Annotated in this window: 18 protein-coding genes and 1 tRNA gene; 2 read left to right on the forward strand and 17 right to left on the reverse strand. The window is 61.9% G+C overall.

What is annotated here, in order from left to right; translation table 11 throughout:
* Window positions 1–900: 900 nt before the first annotated feature.
* The 5 genes from J3T93_RS08220 to J3T93_RS08240 all read right to left on the reverse strand — a co-directional run bounded on the left by J3T93_RS08220 (window position 901) and on the right by J3T93_RS08240 (window position 4,813).
* The gene (locus J3T93_RS08220) at window positions 901–1,257 is read right to left on the reverse strand and encodes a hypothetical protein (RefSeq protein WP_267431276.1); all 357 of its coding nucleotides are present in this window, start codon (window positions 1,255–1,257) and stop codon (window positions 901–903) included.
* Window positions 1,254–1,463 (reverse strand): hypothetical protein, encoded by a 210-nt coding sequence (locus tag J3T93_RS08225; RefSeq protein ID WP_220236998.1) that lies wholly within the window; start codon window positions 1,461–1,463, stop codon window positions 1,254–1,256. Before J3T93_RS08225 ends, J3T93_RS08220 begins: the two co-directional genes overlap by 4 nt.
* A gap of 10 nt (window positions 1,464–1,473) precedes the next feature.
* Window positions 1,474–2,061: a ParA family protein gene (locus J3T93_RS08230; protein ID WP_267431363.1), complete on the reverse strand. Its 588-nt coding sequence runs from the start codon at window positions 2,059–2,061 to the stop codon at window positions 1,474–1,476.
* A gap of 524 nt (window positions 2,062–2,585) precedes the next feature.
* A complete protein-coding gene (locus J3T93_RS08235) occupies window positions 2,586–3,611 on the reverse strand; it encodes a hypothetical protein (RefSeq protein WP_267431278.1) in 1,026 nt (341 codons plus the stop codon).
* A 191-nt stretch (window positions 3,612–3,802) separates the two neighbouring features.
* Window positions 3,803–4,813: a hypothetical protein gene (locus J3T93_RS08240; RefSeq protein ID WP_267431279.1), complete on the reverse strand. Its 1,011-nt coding sequence runs from the start codon at window positions 4,811–4,813 to the stop codon at window positions 3,803–3,805.
* 1,561 nt (window positions 4,814–6,374) lie between these two features.
* Between J3T93_RS08240 and J3T93_RS08245 the strand changes: the two genes are divergently transcribed.
* Window positions 6,375–6,962, forward strand: a complete 588-nt coding sequence (locus J3T93_RS08245) for a hypothetical protein (RefSeq protein ID WP_267431280.1) — start codon at window positions 6,375–6,377, stop codon at window positions 6,960–6,962.
* 288 nt (window positions 6,963–7,250) lie between these two features.
* Here J3T93_RS08245 and J3T93_RS08250 read toward each other — a convergent pair whose 3' ends face one another.
* From J3T93_RS08250 to J3T93_RS08295, 10 genes are all read right to left on the reverse strand, one after another.
* On the reverse strand, window positions 7,251–8,306 hold the full coding sequence (locus tag J3T93_RS08250) for a hypothetical protein (RefSeq protein WP_267431281.1): 1,056 nt from the start codon (window positions 8,304–8,306) through the stop codon (window positions 7,251–7,253).
* A gap of 329 nt (window positions 8,307–8,635) precedes the next feature.
* A complete protein-coding gene (locus tag J3T93_RS08255; protein WP_267431282.1) occupies window positions 8,636–8,809 on the reverse strand; it encodes a hypothetical protein in 174 nt (57 codons plus the stop codon).
* A 184-nt stretch (window positions 8,810–8,993) separates the two neighbouring features.
* Window positions 8,994–9,695 carry a hypothetical protein gene (locus J3T93_RS08260; RefSeq protein WP_267431283.1) on the reverse strand — a complete coding sequence of 234 codons (702 nt, stop codon included), beginning with the start codon at window positions 9,693–9,695 and terminating at the stop codon, window positions 8,994–8,996.
* 69 nt (window positions 9,696–9,764) lie between these two features.
* Window positions 9,765–9,971: a hypothetical protein gene (locus J3T93_RS08265; protein ID WP_267431284.1), complete on the reverse strand. Its 207-nt coding sequence runs from the start codon at window positions 9,969–9,971 to the stop codon at window positions 9,765–9,767.
* Between the two features lie 152 nt (window positions 9,972–10,123).
* Window positions 10,124–10,903 carry a DUF2786 domain-containing protein gene (locus J3T93_RS08270; protein WP_267431285.1) on the reverse strand — a complete coding sequence of 260 codons (780 nt, stop codon included), beginning with the start codon at window positions 10,901–10,903 and terminating at the stop codon, window positions 10,124–10,126.
* Between the two features lie 298 nt (window positions 10,904–11,201).
* Window positions 11,202–11,780 carry a ParA family protein gene (locus tag J3T93_RS08275; protein ID WP_267431286.1) on the reverse strand — a complete coding sequence of 193 codons (579 nt, stop codon included), beginning with the start codon at window positions 11,778–11,780 and terminating at the stop codon, window positions 11,202–11,204.
* A 32-nt stretch (window positions 11,781–11,812) separates the two neighbouring features.
* Window positions 11,813–12,319, reverse strand: a complete 507-nt coding sequence (locus J3T93_RS08280) for a WhiB family transcriptional regulator (RefSeq protein ID WP_267431287.1) — start codon at window positions 12,317–12,319, stop codon at window positions 11,813–11,815.
* Window positions 12,316–12,507 carry a hypothetical protein gene (locus J3T93_RS08285; protein ID WP_267431288.1) on the reverse strand — a complete coding sequence of 64 codons (192 nt, stop codon included), beginning with the start codon at window positions 12,505–12,507 and terminating at the stop codon, window positions 12,316–12,318. The genes J3T93_RS08280 and J3T93_RS08285 overlap by 4 nt, the downstream gene beginning before the upstream one ends.
* Window positions 12,508–12,806: 299 nt before the next feature.
* Window positions 12,807–13,340, reverse strand: a complete 534-nt coding sequence (locus J3T93_RS08290) for a helix-turn-helix domain-containing protein (protein WP_267431289.1) — start codon at window positions 13,338–13,340, stop codon at window positions 12,807–12,809.
* Window positions 13,341–14,499: 1,159 nt separating this feature from the next.
* A tRNA-Arg gene (locus J3T93_RS08295) sits at window positions 14,500–14,572 on the reverse strand.
* A gap of 195 nt (window positions 14,573–14,767) precedes the next feature.
* Between J3T93_RS08295 and J3T93_RS08300 the strand changes: the two genes are divergently transcribed.
* Window positions 14,768–15,793 (forward strand): endonuclease/exonuclease/phosphatase family protein, encoded by a 1,026-nt coding sequence (locus tag J3T93_RS08300; protein ID WP_267431290.1) that lies wholly within the window; start codon window positions 14,768–14,770, stop codon window positions 15,791–15,793.
* A gap of 8 nt (window positions 15,794–15,801) precedes the next feature.
* On the opposite strand, the gene J3T93_RS08305 is transcribed toward J3T93_RS08300, so the two are convergent.
* Both J3T93_RS08305 and xseA read right to left on the reverse strand, forming a co-directional pair.
* Complete coding sequence (locus tag J3T93_RS08305; protein ID WP_267400747.1) at window positions 15,802–16,125, reverse strand: exodeoxyribonuclease VII small subunit; 324 nt, start codon at window positions 16,123–16,125, stop codon at window positions 15,802–15,804.
* A 106-nt stretch (window positions 16,126–16,231) separates the two neighbouring features.
* Window positions 16,232–17,506, reverse strand: coding sequence for an exodeoxyribonuclease VII large subunit (xseA, locus tag J3T93_RS08310; RefSeq protein ID WP_267431364.1), 1,275 nt, complete (start codon window positions 17,504–17,506; stop codon window positions 16,232–16,234).
* Between the last annotated feature and the right edge of the window lie 49 nt (window positions 17,507–17,555).

The following is a 17,555-nucleotide window of genomic DNA, read 5'->3' on the forward strand; positions in this document are numbered from 1 at the left end:
GATCGGCCGGCGTCGCGCATTTACTCGACGCCTCCCATTATGTGTGAGTGGTATCATTGTAGCATTTTCTCCGGCTGCCGAGGATCAGTCCCCCGCCCACTTCAGGCGGCCGGGGGATGCCATGCACCCCCGCCGCCGCGGCCGTGCGCGGGCGGAGACTGTCGGCGCCCCGCAGGATCCCCTCCCGTCTTCGGACGTTCAGGGTCCGGGCGCGCCAGTCCCTGAGGAGATGCAAGGGCCCTTTCCGCACCGGCCTTCCGCATCCGTCGAGGAGCACGGCCCGAGCGGCGATGCCCGTCAGCCCTGCCTCCCCCGTGGCCGGAGCGCATCCGTAGGCGTACTGGAAGTCACGGCATCCGATCGTCCTGCCGGTCTCCGGGTCCGTCAGGTCCCCCCCCCCCCCAGCCGGTCGCAGGTGGCGTCGTATCAGTTCCATAGCCCTCCCCTCGTCAATGGCACTAGCGCACACCCCCATTGGGGAGGTTGCTAGTGATTTCAATGCTCCAAGAAGCATCATCGACAGCAGAAGGGCAGCCCGGGTCGATTGGCTCGGGCTGCCGGAGGGGGAGTGGTCGGCCACGGGGGCCGTCCCCAGGAGGCGGGGGAATGAGATGACAGCGGCCCCGCCGACTAAATGGCGAGCGCCGCAGGAGGCGGCACGGGGATGTCCGAGCGAGCCCCGGCCGCTCCATGACCAACCCATGGACAGATGGGGATATGCTGATATCATCATATGTCCATATGTACATCTGAAGATATGACTGATGGCTGAGATGAAAACATGACCATATGACCATACGTATGCCTTGCCTGCGCCAGCCGACGTCGGCATCGGCCATGCAGCAGCGGTGACGGCGCACCGGCCCCGCCGGAGGTTCGGCCGGGGCCGGGGAGGGCTGGTCAGTCCCGATGCGGGCGGTCGCGGAGCCTGATGATGGGGGAGGGGTGGTCTGCGTCCGATGGGATGACAGTGAAGAGCATATGGCCGGTCCGCGAACGGAGCGAGCGCGTGATGATGCCAGCGACCCTGCCCGGGCTGGTGCCGCTGGGCAGGGGCGACCTGTCGTTGCGTGAGAGGAAGTCCTCGTAGATCTCCATGAGTCTGCCGGCGTCCTCGGGTCCCAGGGTGAGGCGGCTGATCGCGGGATGGGTGTTCATCCAGTCCCTGGCCACCTCCGGCAGCGTTCTGCAGCCCGTCTGGGGGCCGGGGCGTGTGCCGGGGTCGACGGGTGCAGGCGGGTCCGTGGGGTCGGTCATTGTCCCTCGTCCAGGTACTTTTCGAGGGCGTCGGCCACGAGGTCGCTCATGGTGGAGTCGCGTTCGACGGCCGCGGTCTTCAGGCGGCGGATCATGCCTCTGCGCATCATGATGGTGGTCTGCACCTTGGGCTCCTTGCGGGTTTCGCCGTCCATGAGTGCTTCGTTGATGTTCTTCTTCTTGCCGCCTGTCATGAGTTTCTGCATGGGGGGCTCCTTATTCCTTGATGTTGGGTAGTTCGAGCAGCTCTGAGGTGAATTCGATGAATCCGGAGTCCGTGGGCACTTGGTTGCCTCCGTTGCTGGCGTTGTGGACCGATTCGCGTTGGGGGATGAGGGTGTCGAATCGGGCCAGGTGTTTGCGTCCGATCAGGTCGATGGCCTGGCGGGTGGTCTTCTGCCGGGGGTTGGCGAAGTTGAGCAGGATGGCCCTGGGGGAGGCGAAGGAGTCGACGGCAGCCAGGGTGCGTTCGGTGTCCAGGGATCCGGGCTTGGCGACGATCATGATGATGTCGGAGACCCGGTCGATGGCCTCGCTCATGGCGTTGCGGATGTCCTGGGGCGTGTCGACAAGGAGGAAGTCGCAGTCGCGTGCGTCCTCCGGGTCGGTGATGTTCCTGGCGATGGCGGTCCTGACCGGGAAGGGGAGAGGGGTGCCGGCTTCCTCGGCGCGGCTGTTCCAGTCGTAGGCGCTGCCCCAGGGGTCCAGGTCCTTGACGATGACCCGGTAGCCTCGCCTGCTCAGCGCCAGGGCAGTCATGATGGTGGCCGTGGTCTTGCCGACGCCCCCTTCACGTTCGCGAATGTGATGACCTTCATGTCAGCCTCCGATCGGTTGCGGTCGTGCGCATGCGCGCATGCCTGCATGTTCCAGCGTCCATATGCTCACATGCCTCCGTATTCATACGTTCATATGACAGTATAGACATATGATTAAGCACATGTGGCCTTTTAATGCCGACGGGCCGCCGCATCATGGGTCGGCATACCAGGGAGGGACGCCTTGCGGATCCTGATGGGTACAGGATGACGCCACCCTTCACAGTGTGAGGGCCGGCGATCAACGGCATCAGTCCGTCCGGCCCGTGCCCGGAGCCAGACGCTGGAGCCGGGCCGCCCAGGCCTTTGCTTCTCTCACTGGCAGCTTCATTTATGTTTCTTCGGATATGTGAAGGGGACGGCTGTTATGGTTGGCCTCAAGTAACGTCGGCGGGATGGGAGGCCTTCTCCATGTATCCGGTTCCGCCGGCAAAGCCTCAGTCAATCAGCCAATGCCACAAGCCTGACCCTTCTGGCATACAGGCTTGCCCATGTGATGCATCCAGTTATTCACATCATCACTGACCCCTCCGCCTTGCGGTGCTGCTGGTGCTGCGGGGGCTGGCGCGGAGCTGCCGCCATGGTTGTATGAGGGCCGGCGTGAGGGCATGTAGCCTTGCCGCCCCCGACTAGTAGAAAGGCCGGACGCTGCTGGGCGGGCGTCAAACGCCGGGCTGGCTGCCGGGCGGCTGAAGCCGCCGCCTGGGCTGGCGGGGCGGCCTGGGCGGCCTGGCTTTTCTGTTGGATGGACGTGTTCACCTGGTCCATGGCCGACTGCAAGGCATCCGCCGCGTCCTGGTAGGCTTCCGCCTTGTCGCCTTTGATGCTGCCGGCCTGGCCGATGGCCTGCTGCAGGCTGTCGCGGACGGCATTGTCCGCCACTTTCCCGTCCGAATCGCTTAAAAGCTTTGAAGCCTCGTCCTTCTTCGCGTTCAAGGCCGTCTTCGCATCATCCAGGCTTTTCGCATCACGGGAGGCCAGCACCGCCTTGCCGGCCTTCGCATAGTAGCGGTCGATGCCCTTCAAGCGGTTGCTGGCCCGTCCGGCCTTGTCGGCGGCGGCGTGCAGATCCGACGTGGACATGGATGCCTCGCATACGACGACCTGCGGCTTGATGTCGCCGGCGGTCTTGATGGTCCTGTGCATGGCGTCCACGGTCTTCGCGTCCTTGACCTGGCCGGCCTGGATGCCGGCCGCCCTGCGATACCTGTTCAAGGTGGCCTGGGCCGACTTGACGCTGGACTGCATGGCCTTGACCGACTGCGTGCAGTCCGTCATCGCGGACTTGTGCTGATGGGACTCGTACACCTTCCAACCGGCCAAACCGGCCGCGGCCAGCACGGCCACCACCACAGGCGCCAGCCACTTCGGACGCGGCTTCCCTGCCGGGCCTGAACCGCCTCCAGGATCTATGGCCGGAGGCAGGTCATCGCCACCCGGCTGCGGATCGTTCTCCTGCGGAGGCTGGCCGCCGGATCCATCAGCATCAGCCAGGCTCCCGGTCTCCCCGTCATCGGGTGTGTGCTCCTCGTCCATGATCCCTCTTTCTTCTGTTGCCTATTTTCGAGTATTGCATGCTTCTTGCCCAAAGTAGGGGGACAGTCGTGGACCGTTGATGATTCCCTTCCTCTACTATGAAGGTGACGACCTCAACGATGGTCCACAAGTAACGCCAGCGGGATAGGAGACCTCCCAAGCAACCAGTCCCTCCGGCAAATTTCAATCAATCAGCCAATACCACACGAACCATCCGGATTACACCCATGATCTGTGTTATCAGGTCGGTGAATCCAGTCATTCCAATTAAATCCGCCGCCTTCTTGCGGCGCTGCTGGTGCTGCGGGTGCGGGGACTGCTGGCGCGGGGCCGCTGCCGTGGTTGTATGCGGGCTGGCGGGAGGGCGTGTAGCCTTGCCGCCCCGGGCTGTTGGCGGGGGCCGAACGTTGGGCGGCCTGGGAGGCGGCTTGCGCCTGCTGTTGGGCGGCCTGGTCGGCTTGGCTTTTCTGTTGGATGGACGTGTTCACCTGGTCGATGGCCGACTGGAGGGCTGCGGCCGCGTCCTGGTAGGCTTTCGCCTTGTTGTCTTTGATGCTGCCGGCCTGGCTGATGGCCTGCTGCAGGCTGTCGCGGACGGCATTGTCCGCCACTTTCCCGTCCGAATCGCTTAAAAGCTTTGAAGCCTCGTCCTTTTTCGCGTTCAAGGTCGTCTTCGCGTCCTCAAGGCTTTTCGCATCACGGGAGGCCAGCACCGCTTTCACGGCCTTGTCCAGGCTGCGGTAGACGTCGTCGCTCCTTTTCGCCTTGCCGGCCATGGCCTGCAGGTCGCCTGCGGACATGGACGCTTTGCATAGGACGGCTTGCGGTTCGATATCCCCTGCGCTGCTGAGGGACTGTTGCATGTCGTCCACCGTTTTCGGGTCCTTCACCTGGTCCTTCCGGATACCGGCCGTTTTACGATACCTGTTCAAGGTGGCCTGGGCCGACTTGACGCTGGACTGCATGGCCTCGACTGATTGCGCGCAGTCCGCCAAGGCGGATTCATGCTGATGGGACTCGTACACCTTCCAACCGACCAAACCGGCCGCGACCAGCACGGCCACCACGCCGGCTGACACCACAGGCGCCAGCCACTTCGGGCGGAGCTTTTGTTCCCTGTCTGGCGGATTCTGGGACTCGAACATCGCAGGGTCATTCACTTCCTCGACACCGGATTCCTGATCCTGGTTAGTCTTGCTCATAAGTCCCTTTCTTTCGTAGCTCATTTGGAATGTCACACACTTGGCCCATAAGGCGGGAAGGAGCAAAGCTGTGGATTATTGCTCGTCGCTTATACTGCGTTTCTGGATCAGCAGGCCAAGAAGGTGGGATAGCTTCATTGTCCTGTGCAGCTTCTCGGTCGACTGATACGTGCACCCGTGCCTTTCATGCCCGGACTTGACATTCCGCACCGTAAACCCGAGCTCCCTGGTTTTCCGACCCGCATGGTCTCTATATGTTCCTCCTTGACCTGAGGGAACTGATAGTATCCCTCCAACGTTTTCCAGTCTACGCATATCCCCGTCGATCCCCAGCCTGCGTCCATTTTCCTCTACCTGAACCTGTCGACGGTTGTAGAGAAGGTTTATGCTGATCAGCAAGCCAGCACTTCAATATAGTGGCGGCAGAACGAGATCTATTCGTTTGTCGAATCATGGTCGATATAACAGCGATTCGACGAAGGACGCATTATTCTCCCATTAGTCAGGCGAGAACTGACGGAATATCCAATACAACGACGTGAGAGCAGCGGAGGAATTGATCCGGGGGGGGGGTTGGTGCAAGCCGGGTCGGAAGCGTCGTTCTGCTCAGCGTGCGGATCTGGCGAATTATCTCGTACTGCGGTCTTTGATGTTTTCGCTGGCGGTGAAGGGCAAGTCGGAATGTGCTGTTCCTTGTCTTGTCCATGCAGCCAACCAACTGGGCTCCACTTCGGCAGCGTTGATAAACGATCTGGTGATGAGGACCATAAACAGCACTCGCGCGTTTTAAAGTCCACGGAATCCGGGCGGATCCACGGAACCTCGCTATTTCCTTATGCCTGAGCCACCAGAGTGCTCCGAATCGGGGTCGACGACTTCACCTTCCATTTGCCGTGTGTCATGCGTGCGCCTTGATCGAAGCAGCGCCCTGGGGAAGGTCTTAGACGGGCTGGACCATACCTTCCATAAGGTCGCCGTTAAACATTGTCGGCATATCGTGCCAAAACACCGGATCCAGTTGGTCGGAAATCTCTTATACGCCCACCTGCCCGTATCGAAGGCGTCGCTGACCGGCCAAATAGAACACCTCAAGAAAGAACGGGACAATCCGGATTGGACATGTTGAAGTTCAAACGGCTCCAAGCTGCGTGAAGCTAGGTGGCGACCTGTACCCGGGCCGCCCGGCCGCGTACGAACGTATGCTGCAGTACACTTTCAAGAGGCAATCCGCGTCCTTGAAGATGCTTGCCAATATGCGTATGGGACTTGACCGAACAGCTCTTGTGCGCAGTTGATGCCTGCCGGAGCCAGGCTCAGCAGGCGTGGCAGGATGCATGCTCGGATAAGGTACCGTCCAGTGAGTTTGGGATGCATCATCTGAATTGCCAGATATGGATTAACCCAATGCGGCAGTTCATGCTGATGGCAAGTGATCTTCACAGGCGTGGCAGAATGGCATCATACTATGGGCAAGACTGCAGGCTAAGTTCTGTTGCTACTAGCAAACCCCCTCCCTAAGCTGCAGCTTAGGGAGGGGGCACGATCCGATAAGGAGATCATCATGGCAAACGCCGCCGCTCAGGAACCCGATGCTGCGCAGGATCAGAGATACGACCCCTACATAGTTAAGGCGGCATGCTGGCTTGAAGACCACCATGCCGATAAGAATACGGAGATGTTAACGCTGGCCTACTGGGCCAAGGGCCACGCAGACGGCTCGCACTGGGCAGCCGTGGCCCAGGACGGAAGCATAGTGGGTGAAGCCGACCCGGTCAGAGACCACTCCGGCAATATCGTTGGCTACTGCACGACCCCAGAGACCTCAGAACGCTACCACCTGGACCTTAATACGGCCGCCGACCTGGCCATTGGCGAGATACAGAGGGCTGTGGGCATGAATGTCGCCTGGGCGCACAGCGACGACCTGAGCGGCCCAGCCGGGCCGATCGAGATGGATCGGTTCGAACGGTACATGGACAGGTGGAAGCAAAGCCTAGAACAACAGCCGACCCCGCATGAGTGCGGTAGAGCCAGGCGCGAAATGCAGGGGCTCGCTGCGCCGGTAGAGCTTCCGCCCCACACCCTGTCAACTTGGTTCAGGTCGATCATCGGACTGCTGCGTAAGTTCAGGGGCAAACAGCGCCCCTGAAAACGCTTGTCTACATCTACTCTATATAGGTCGATTCTTGTTCTGCCTGGACCCGAACCATGTTACGAGGATGGTGCCGTCGCCAGCGAACGGAGACTGGCCGCCGACTGCACCATGCCCGGAGCAACAGGTCGGAGTCGACCGGCCCAGGCCTTTGTCTCTCCTGGCGGCTTCCTTGATTCCCTTCCGCTACTATGAAGGGGACGGCCATTATGGTCGCCCACAAATAACGCCAGCGGGATAGGAACCGTCCAAAGTAACTGGTCCTGCTGGCAAATTCTTAATCAATCAGCCAATACCACACGAACCATCCGGATTACACCCATGCCCACCGGTAGTGTTTGAGTGGCTCCATTCCTCAAAGCTTTGGCCGCCTCCTCCTTGTGGTGCTGCTGGTGCGGGTGCTGCGGGTGCTGGCGCGGAGCCTCCTCCGCTGCCGTGGTTGTATGAGGGCTGGCGGGAGGGCGTGTAGCCTTGCCGCCCCGGGCTGTTGGCGGGGGCCGAACGTTGGGCGGCCTGGTCGGCTTGGCTTTTCTGCTGGATGGAGGCGTTCACCTGGTCGATGGCCGACTGGAGGGCGCCGGCCGCGTCCTGGTAGGCTTTCGCCTTGTTGTCTTTGATGCCGCCGGCCTGGCTGATGGCCTGCTGCAGGCTGTCGCGGACGGCGTTGTCCGCCACTTTCCCGTCGGAATCGCCCAGGAGTTTTGATGCCTCGTCCTTTTTCGCGTTCAAGGCCTTCCTGGCGTCATCCAGGCTTTTCGCGTCACGGGAGGCCAGCACCGCCTTCGACGCCTTGTCCAGGCTGCGGTAGACGCCGTCGGTTCTTTTCGCCTTGCCGGTCGTGGCCTGCAGGTCGTCTGTGGGCATGGACGCCTCGCATCTGAAGGCCTGGGCCTGGGTGTGCTTGGCCTTCCCGGCGGTCTTGGCCATATCCTTCACGGTCTTCGCGTCCTTGACCTGGTCCTCTTTCACGGCGACGGCCTGAAGGTAGCTGGAGGAGGCCGCCTCGGCCCGCTGCTCCGAACCCTTCACAGCGCGCACCTGCCGGGAGCACTGCGCCAGGGCCCGGTCGTGGCTCCTAGCCGCAGACACCTTCCAGGCGATCAGACCGGCCGCCGCCAGCACCGCCACGACCACCACGACGATCACCGGCGCCAGCCACTTCGGGCGGGGCTTCCCTGCCGGGCCCGAACCGCCTCCAGGCTCCTGACCATCCATCGGCTCTATGGCCGGGGGCAGACCATCCTGAGCCGTCCCCATGCTATTCTCCTGCACAGGCCGGCCGGCAGGCTCACCGGCATCAGCCAAGATCCTCGTCTCCTCATCATCGGGCTCCTCGTCCATGATTCCTCTCTCATCAGTCGCTCATACAAGCATTGCACGGTTCTTCCCCAAGGTGGGGGGGGGGACAGCCACGGATTACCTTCCGCCGCCCTCCCCGCACCCTCCCTGATCCAAAGGCTGAACCAACGGAAAGCCCCAAACCGCCCTCCAAGGCCATGCTCGAAGCTCAGACGCCGGAGCCGGCCGAACCGGACCCGCAACTCTCCTGGAAACCCCATTCATGCTCCCTTTCCACTACTATGAAAAAGATGGCCATTATGGTCGCCCACAAATAACGCCAGCGGGGTAGGAGACCTTCCAAGCAACCGGTCCCGCTGGCAAATTCTCAATCAATCAGCCGATACCACACGCACCACCTTTCTGGCATTGGCTCGGTCGGCTGTGTTGTTGCACCCAGCTATTCCAATCGAATCCGCCACTTCCTCCGCCTTGCGGCCCTTGCGGCGCTGCTGGCGCGGGAGCCGGTGCGGCCGGGGCTGGCGCGGAGCTTCCTCCGCTGCCACGGTTGTACGAGGGCCGGTAGGAAGGCGTGTAGCCGCCCCGGCCCCCGCCGTAGGAAGGAGCCGAACGCTGCTGGGCGGCCTGCGCCTGCGCCGCCTGCTGCTGGGCGGTCTGATCCGCCTGCACTTTCTGCTGGATGGAGGCGTTCACCTGGTCCATGGCCGACTGGAGAGCAGAGGCCGCATCCTAGTAGGCCTTCGCCTTGCCGCCCTTCACCTGGCCGGCCTGGCTGATCGCCTGCTGCAGGGCATCCCTGGTCGCATTGTCCGCCACCTTCCCGTCCGAATCGGCCAGGAGCTTCGATGCCTCGCCCTTCTTCCCGTCCAAAGCCGACTTCGCATCATCCAGGCTCTTCGCATCACGGGAAGCCAAAACCGCCTTGCCGGCCTTCGCATAGTCGCGGTCGAGGGCCTTCAGGCGGTCGCTGGTCCGCCCGGCCTTGCCGGCGGCGGCGCGCAGATCCGACGTGGACATGGACGCATCGCATGCGACCACCTGCGGCTTGATGCCGCCGGCGGCCTTGACGGCCCTGCGCATGGCGGACACGGTCTTCGCATCCTTCACCTGGTCCGCCTGGATGCCGGCCGCACCGCGATACCTGCCCAAAGCGGCCTGGGCCGACCTGACGCTGGACCGCATGGCCTTCACCGACTGCATGCAATCCGTCATCGCGGACTCGTGCCGGCGGGACTCGTACGTCTTCCAGCCGCCGAAGCCAGCCGCCACCAGCACGACCGCCACGACAGCGGCAATCAACGGCGCCAGCCACCTTGGATGCGGCTTGTGCTCGTCGTCTGCCGGGTCATGCGGCTCGGATGCAGGGGGCTCCTGCTCGAACACCTCCGGGTCGTTCACTTCCTCGACGCCGGGCTCCTTATTCTCGTTCATAACGCCCTTTCTTCCGTTCCTTTTCGAGTATTGCATGCTTCGTCCACAAGGTGGGGGGCAAGCCGTGGATCATTCCCCGCTGCTCTCCCTGTGCTCCCTGATCCACAGGCTGAGCAGGTCGGACAGCTTCATGCCCTTCTCCAGGGCCATGAGCTTCATGGCCTTGTGCTCCTCTTCGGTCAACTGATACGTGTACCCGTGCTTCTCCGATCCGCCCTTGACGTTCCGTACGGTAGCCGTGAGCTCCTTGGTCTTCTGGCCCTCATGGATCTTCATGCGCTCCTCCTTGGCTGCAGGGACCGGAAGGCCCCTTAACGTTTTCCGTTTTTAAAGTTTACCGATTTTAGCGTTTTCCGGTATAAACGTTTTCCAGTTTACCATCCTCCGGACCCCCGGCCAACAAGGCGCTCCATTCCGTCCTCCTCCCTTCAGGCTTGGATCTGCCGGCGGCTGCCGAGCCCGTCCAGTCCCAAGGCGACCTTCTCCGCCGCCTTGCCGCCCTCCCTTATGGCCGCCGCCGACACGACCCTCCTGGGGGCTTCCGACCGCACCAGGCCCAGCCGGGCCTCCATGTCGGCCATGAACCCGCCCAGCTGCGATTCGCGGACCAGGACGAGTTCACGGCCGGCTCTGGCAAATTCACCCCGACCGCCCCCGGCTTCGGCATCACTCTGCTCCTGGGCCTCCCGCGCCCTCCTGATCTCCTCGTACCGCTCCCGGATGCGCTCCTGGAAGCCCTTGTAGTACCCGTTGCGCCACTTGGCGTTGGCCTTGCCACGGCAGTCCCTGGCCGCCTGGCGCCAGTGGGAGGCGCGATAGGCCTCCATGCTGGTCCAGACCATCTCCGCCTGCCGGCAGTCACGCCCGGTCCCGCAGAACACCACGGCATCGACGACCCGCCGGTTGTTGCCCGCCAATGATGATTCGAAATACGTGTCGCACCGATTGCCTCCGGCGACGAAATCGGCCAGATCGGCCATGTCCCGGTTCATCGGATCGGGGGACAGGCCCACCCTGTGCCTGATGATGGGGTCGTTGCGCCGCTCCTGGCTGTGCAACTGCCAGTCCTCGATGGCGTACATGGTCATGATCTTCTGAGCCTGCTCCCATGCGGTGGAGGCCTCGCTTTCGCTGGCGGCCGGATCCTCCGCAATGGCCAGCAGCATCTTCGCCCTGTCGAGCATCCGGTCGTACTTGCCGTCGCCCATGATGCCCTCCCTCCGTTATTGAATGGCCTGATTCATGATTGCCTCCCGGTTTTCATGTTTTCCGGTTTAAAATGTTTCCGGTTTTAAAGTTTTCCGGTTTTCCGACTCCTCTCCTCCTCTTCGCCTTCCTCGTGCCAGGCGATCACGGCGGAGGCGATGCACCTGTTGCGCTCGTCCGCGAGGACCGCCACGTCCGCCGGCTTCCTAGGGGGGGGGGAGTCGTCCGTTTGACGTTTTCCGGTTTCCTCGTTTTAGCGTTTTCCGGCTCCCCCTCTTTCCGGTTGCCGGCGGGGGTGCTTCAGAACGCTTCCACCAGTTCCGTCGCGGCTTCCTGGTAGCTGCTCATGGCCGGCAGGACGTTCGTGCCGGAGGCGCGCAGCGTCGCCTGCCGGTTGGGGATGATGGTGCTGAACCCCATCAGGTCGGCGGCCTTGAGCTTGTCCACGGCGTTCCTTAGGGCGATGGTGCCGGGACGGGCCAGGGTCACGAGCACCGTCAGGGGACGGTCGATGCATTCGGCCATCTCGATGAGGTGGTCGGTGTCATGGCGGCCGGGGGAGGTGACGAGGATGGCCAGGTCGGCCGCGTCGATGCCGGCCTGCACGATCTGCATCTGCTCCGGAAGGGTGTCGATGAGCACCCAGGTGTCCGGATCGCTTTGCGCGTCGACGTTGCGCATGTTGGCGGGCGTCACCTCGAAGGGGAGGGGGGCGCCCGCCCTGCTGGCCGCCTGCGCCCATTCGGTGGCGTCCCCGGACGGGTCCAGGTCCCTCACCTCGACCTTTAGGCCTCTTCTGCGCAGGGCCAGGCCCGTCATGATCGTGGAGGTGGTCTTGGCCACCCCGCCCTTGTTGTTGGCGAATGTGATCGTCGGCATGATGTTCCCTTTCTTCCTTGTTGAAATCTGTTTCAGTCGTCGAAGAGCCCCGGCTGCGATACGCCCCCCGGGCCGTCCCGGCAGGCCTCGCGGCGTCTGTGGAGCGCCCTGGTGCGGGTGGCCATCTTCCTGCAGGTCTCGATCGCGTCGGGGTGGGCCTGCAGCCATTGCATGAAGTTCGACATGAGGGCGCGCCGCTCCCCGTCCGTGAGCAGCCACCTGCCGCGTCCGGCCGTGACCTCGACGCCCAGGCTCTGGGCGAGATGCGCGATGTAGCGGCGTTCCGTGTCGTTCAGCCCGCCCATGATGCCCGCGTTCTTCATGCGCTGCACGACCGCCAGGGCCAGGCACCTGTCCTTCAAAGGGCACACCCCGCACAGGGCGCGTGCGGCGGCATGGAGCCGCCGGTCCCTCGACGCCGACCTGGTGTCGTCGATGCCCCACATGTAGTCCACGAGCGGGGATTGGACCATCGAGCAGGGCGCCGCCTTCGGCCGTCTCCATCCGCCCGTCTGCCCGTCTGCTTCGCCGTCGGTCATCGGTCCCGCCTCCTCTCGATGCCATGGGTCGCCTGGTTGCGTGGATCCTGGCCGCACACCGGGCAGGATCCCGGATCCATGGGCCGTCCCGACATGGAGTCGAACGCCGCGAAATGGTCGCGGATGCGCTCTATCCCCTGATCCTCGTACACCGGGCGCTTCCTCCCGTCGGCCACGCTCGTGACCATGCGGGGGCCGTCGGCGGGGCCGGACCGTACCCGTTTGAGCGCGGACGCCCCTTTCGGGTCGCCCTGCATCTGCCGGAGGATGGCCGGCCAGTTCCTCTCAAGGGAGCGCGCCCCGGTCAGCGCGGTCCGCCAGAACCCGTCCTGGCGGGACCGGAACCCGTCGCTGGCGGGGGCCGTGCACCACCTGACGACCGCAAGCACCAGGTCGGCCCCGTGCTCCCGGACCAGCCGCGCCGCAGCATCCGTGTCGCTGGGCCTTGGGTTGATCTGGAGCTCCAGGGACGTGCGCAGGGCATCGGTCACACGGGTGGTGTCCCGATCCGCGTCCGTCTCCGGGCCCTTCCGGGGGGCCCCTCGTCAGAGGGAGAGGGGGATGGTTTAAGTATTACTGGTTTGTCTGTCACCGGTGACAGGTCAGAATCCGCATGGGTGACAGGTCTGGCTTCGGCCACGGTCTTTTGACCTGTCATTTTGACAGGTCTAACCTCCAAGAGGCTCTCTTCTGTCTCCTCGACCTGCTCGGCCGGCACGCCCATGCTCAGGTTCCAGACCACCGGACGGAACTGCGGAGGGATGACCTTGCCGTGTGCGTTCCTCGCGGCCATGGACTGGTTGCCCCTGGAGATGATGCCCCGTTCCTCCAGCCACGTCAACTGCCGGCGCACCGTCGAATCGGAGATGTGCAGCTCATCCGTCAGGGTCCTCACGCTCGGCCACGTATTGCGCCCGTCGACGCCTGCCCTGTCGGCCAGGCTGACCAGGATCAGCCGTGCCGTGGTATTGCCCCCGACCGGAGCCTTCCTCAACGCCCAGGAAGTAGCCTGCCAGCTCATCTGCCATCCTCTTCGGCCATCCCCCGGCCATCCCGGAGGCTGCGCTGAACATACCGCCGCATGTCGGCGACGTCATACAAGGGCAGCCTCAACTCCAGGGAAAGACCGAAATCCATGCTCCCGTCCGAAGGGGCCGACGCCAGATGCGACAATTCGACCCTGCTCAGGCCACGGCAGCAGTCAAGGATCCAGCCTGGCGCGGAACGGGAGGGGTGAACGACCCTGGAACGGATATGCGATGATGTCCCCCCACCCGCATCCAAAAGGCGCGTACCATGAATATCACGCGCGGAGAAAAGCGCGGAATTGTTAGAATCGGACACGTGGAATGCTCCTAACATCAGGGTGCATCCGGGGATCTTGGCGGAACGTCGGATGCGCCAGTGGTCATTTCATGGGAAGGTCTCTTGGTTATAGGAACCAGGAGGCCTTCCTTTTTATACGGGTTGAAGCGGTTTGGACAAAGGGATGTCGCTAATGCCTAAGACGAAGTCGGAGGACAGTCCGAAAAGTTGATGAAGAGCAATCAGGTCCTTTTGCTGCCAAGTTGTCTTGCCTCGCACCTTGTTACTGATGTTCACGGAGGTTTGACCCAGCAGCCCGGCAAGAGCTGAATAGGAGAGCCTCTGACTCTTTAACCACCAGTACATGTTTGACATAAATCCTCATTACTTTGTTAACTGACATTTAAATAGTAGAGTAAATTTTGACTTTGCGCAAACTTGGTGATTAACTAAAAACAATCAGTTAGAAAAGTGAGCTGTGCTTAGGAAATGGAGCCACAATGAGTTCTGCAAGTGCTGTTGTAGAAGCAACCTCCGAGGATCATGCAACTTATGAGGATGAGGTACTTCGATACAACATTAAGATGCTGCTTGCGGCCACTCCGGGGGTCAACCAAACGACCCTGGCACGGGTCTTTAACATCACGACCGCCGGAATGTCTTATAAGCTCAACAGGCCAGGCCGTTTATCTTTCAAAGACGTAATCCTCATCGCCGATGAGTTGGGAACCTCGGTTCAGGCACTGATGGATGATTCAGTTTACAAGCGTATGAATGATTGGACTCTGAAGAACGGGAAAGGTACAGAGTTGGGTGACGGTAACAGGATGGGTGAGGGCAGAGCCCGGTATTTCCTTATTCCTGAGTCGTCAGAGTGCCCCGGATGCGATTCGAACGCACGACACCTTCTTTAGGAGAGAAGTGCTCTATCCCCTGAGCTACCGGGGCAACGGAAACTACTGTACCACGAAGTGCGACTCGGGCAGGTCGCTGCTGTGCAGGCTAGGACCGTGCGTCTCCTGGAGAAGTTAGCCTCCTATCCATGCCCACCGTACTGTCATGGTTTACAATTGCTCAACGGTCAAGCTGGCTGTGTATTCCTTGGAAGGGAGCTGAGCTGGCGATGATTAGCTGGAGGAAACCATGGCGCAATTCAGACGGTCCTTCCTGGTGAAGCATGTCTTTGGGTGGACGGCTAGGCTGCTGGCGCTGGTCAGCTTGCTGGCCTTAGTGGCGCGTGCCTGCCCGGCATGGCTGTCATCGATCCCATATCTGCCGGATCTGGCAGCGCTGACGCCCTGGTTCGTCCTTTTGGGTCTGCTGGCCCTGGTCCTGGCTCTGATGGCTTCACGATGGTTCACGGCTTTGGTGCTTATAGCCGCCTTGGCCCTGAATGTCTACTGGCAGTATCCCTTCTATCAGGAAGGGTTCGAACTCAACGGGCAAGCAGATCGGCTCATAGCCCTTGAGCATCCCGACAGGTACGATGATGTGGCCCGGGTCATGACCCTGAACGTCTACAAGGGTCAGGCCGAAGCCGATCAGATAGTCAAGACCGTCAGCGACAACCGGGTCGAAGTGCTGGCTTTGCAAGAGGTCAGCAAGGATTTTGTGTACCGGCTGCACAAGGCCGGCATCGACCGATATCTGCCGCACGAGCAGCTTTCCACATCTTCGAAGGAATATGCCAACGGTCTTTGGACGGCCGCGCCAATGCAGTCGCCATCAAAGGATGACGTGGGATCTCGTTCCTCCATGATGCCGGCGGCCAGCATCGACTTCGGCAGAGGCAAGACCAGCGTCAGGTTCGTCTCAGTCCATACCACCTCGCCGCAGCCGGGCAGCTGGAATGCCTGGCGACGCAGCGTATCCGACCTGGGAACTCTGCGAAAGCATGACCACACCCGGTATGTGCTGATGGGAGATTTCAATGCTACCTATGACCATGCCGTTTTCCGAGACATGCTGGGGGAGCGGTTCAGCGATGGGGCACGTCAGGCCGGACATGGCATGAGCATGACCTGGCCGGCCGACAAGGCCCCCCTGCCCAGGTTGGCGGCCATCGATCATGTTGTAGTGGACCGTGACATCAGGGCCAGCCGGCTGCAGGCCATACCCATCGCAGGTTCGGATCACGCGGCTCTGCTGGCCACTCTGATGGTGGAGTAGCGGGCTTTTCAGCCTTCCAAGTTGGACTGGGTGCCAGCCTGTGCCCCAGCGCTGGCCTGTTCCTGTTGGGCGGCATCGAGCCTGGCCCTCACCTGGCCCAGCAGTTCCTGGGCGCGCTTGGCCAGTGCCTCGCCGATCTCCCACTGACGCATGGAGGCATCCAGATCCAGGCCGCCGGCTTCCAGCGCTTGAACCGCCTGAATCAGCTGATCCCGGGCCTGCTCATAGGGCAATTTAGCGATGGTTTCGCGTTCCTTCTGGCTCAGGGCCGAGGCCAATACCGGCTGTTCCTTCGCTTTCTCCTGGGTCTGTTCTTCGTCGGTATCGCTCATGCCTGCTCCTCTTCTTGTCTGATTCTTATCCGATGCGTTATCCCAATTCCTGATGACGCAGATGCTTATCGCGGTTGATTATATGCGGCTGATTACGTCAAATCGGTCACTGCCCGTCGATGACCCTGGTCTCGATGCGTCCCTCTTTGACGGTCAGAGTCAGATCCTGATCGGCCTGAACCTGCTGGGGACTGATGACCACCTTCCCGTCCAGGGCCTGCACGACTGCATATCCGCGGTCCAGGGTGGACTGGGGAGAGAGGGCGGTCAGTGAAGATTGCAGCTTCTCGACGGTCAGGGAGGCATCATCAACGATCCGTCGCAGGGCTATGTCCAGTCGGACCAGAGACTCGTCGACCAGCCGTTGGGGCTTGTCCAGCATGGTCTGTGGCCTTGTCAGGCTGGGACGGTTGGCATATCCCTCAATCAAACGCGTCTCGCCTTCGACCATATTTTCGATACGTGCGTTTATGTGCATCCGGGCCTCCTGGATGATGCCCTCTTGCTCGACTAGGTCAGGCACCACCCGCTTGGCTGCGTCGGTTGGAGTAGAGGCGCGCAGATCTGCCGCCAGGTCGATCAGGGTCCAGTCATCCTCGTGGCCAATGGCCGAGACGATGGGGGTGGCGCAGGCTGCCGTGGCTCGGACCACGGACTCGTCCGAAAAGCCCAGCAGATCCTCGAAACTGCCGCCGCCTCTGGCTACAATAATCACATCCACAGCCGGATCAGCATCCAGCTTCTGGATGGCTTCGATCACCTCGGGGGGGCACTGAGGGCCCTGGACGTGGGCGTGCACCACTGAGAATTCGATAGTGGGCCAGCGCAGACGGGCGTTGGTGATCACATCCCCCTCGGCCCTGGCCTTGGGTGCGCAAATCAGGCCGATGCGCCGGGGGAATTCTGGCAGGGGAACCTTGTTCTCCACATCGAAGAGGCCCTCGCCCTTGAGCTTGCGCCTGAGCTGGTCGATCTGCTCTTTCAGGTCGCCGGTGCCTACACGTTTGATCCGGTCGGCCATAAAGCTCAAACGGGTTTGTTTAATCCACAGGTCAGGCCGCCCGTGGACTACCACCCGGTCGCCTTGGCGGAATTCCCGGGCCTGGGCGGCGAAGGCGCGGAATCCCATGACGTTGATGGAAATGTCCTCGAAGTTGTCGCGCAGGGTCAGGTATGCCGAACCTGTCCGGCGGGTGTTGATCTCCACGATCTGACCCTCCACCCAGGCTCCGGGCCAGCGGGCCACCGCGTCGTGGTACTTCTGGCTGAGCACACTGACCGGCCACGGGTCTTCCTCGGTGGTATCGCGCGCCAGGCGGGGCAGCTGTTCAAGAGGTTTGGGGGCCAGCCCTGACGAGGATGTGCCAGCCGCCGCACCCATTGACCCCTGCATGTTCGCATCCATGTATGCTCGCATCTGATGCCTCCTG

The sequence above is a fragment of the Bifidobacterium sp. B4111 genome (assembly GCF_026537235.1).
Taxonomy (GTDB): domain Bacteria; phylum Actinomycetota; class Actinomycetes; order Actinomycetales; family Bifidobacteriaceae; genus Bombiscardovia.

Bases quoted from the DNA above. Each gene is read 5' to 3' on its own strand.
- J3T93_RS08220 (WP_267431276.1), bottom strand. From the start codon at position 1,257: ATGACCGACCCCACGGACCCGCCTGCACCCGTCGACCCCGGCACACGC.
- J3T93_RS08225 (WP_220236998.1), bottom strand. From the start codon at position 1,463: ATGCAGAAACTCATGACAGGCGGCAAGAAGAAGAACATCAACGAAGCA.
- J3T93_RS08235 (WP_267431278.1), bottom strand. From the start codon at position 3,611: ATGGACGAGGAGCACACACCCGATGACGGGGAGACCGGGAGCCTGGCT.
- J3T93_RS08240 (WP_267431279.1), bottom strand. From the start codon at position 4,813: ATGAGCAAGACTAACCAGGATCAGGAATCCGGTGTCGAGGAAGTGAAT.
- J3T93_RS08245 (WP_267431280.1), top strand. From the start codon at position 6,375: ATGGCAAACGCCGCCGCTCAGGAACCCGATGCTGCGCAGGATCAGAGA.
- J3T93_RS08250 (WP_267431281.1), bottom strand. From the start codon at position 8,306: ATGGACGAGGAGCCCGATGATGAGGAGACGAGGATCTTGGCTGATGCC.
- J3T93_RS08260 (WP_267431283.1), bottom strand. From the start codon at position 9,695: ATGAACGAGAATAAGGAGCCCGGCGTCGAGGAAGTGAACGACCCGGAG.
- J3T93_RS08265 (WP_267431284.1), bottom strand. From the start codon at position 9,971: ATGAAGATCCATGAGGGCCAGAAGACCAAGGAGCTCACGGCTACCGTA.
- J3T93_RS08270 (WP_267431285.1), bottom strand. From the start codon at position 10,903: ATGGGCGACGGCAAGTACGACCGGATGCTCGACAGGGCGAAGATGCTG.
- J3T93_RS08275 (WP_267431286.1), bottom strand. From the start codon at position 11,780: ATGCCGACGATCACATTCGCCAACAACAAGGGCGGGGTGGCCAAGACC.
- J3T93_RS08280 (WP_267431287.1), bottom strand. From the start codon at position 12,319: ATGACCGACGGCGAAGCAGACGGGCAGACGGGCGGATGGAGACGGCCG.
- J3T93_RS08285 (WP_267431288.1), bottom strand. From the start codon at position 12,507: ATGGTCACGAGCGTGGCCGACGGGAGGAAGCGCCCGGTGTACGAGGAT.
- J3T93_RS08290 (WP_267431289.1), bottom strand. From the start codon at position 13,340: ATGAGCTGGCAGGCTACTTCCTGGGCGTTGAGGAAGGCTCCGGTCGGG.
- J3T93_RS08300 (WP_267431290.1), top strand. From the start codon at position 14,768: ATGGCGCAATTCAGACGGTCCTTCCTGGTGAAGCATGTCTTTGGGTGG.
- J3T93_RS08305 (WP_267400747.1), bottom strand. From the start codon at position 16,125: ATGAGCGATACCGACGAAGAACAGACCCAGGAGAAAGCGAAGGAACAG.
- xseA (WP_267431364.1), bottom strand. From the start codon at position 17,506: ATGGGTGCGGCGGCTGGCACATCCTCGTCAGGGCTGGCCCCCAAACCT.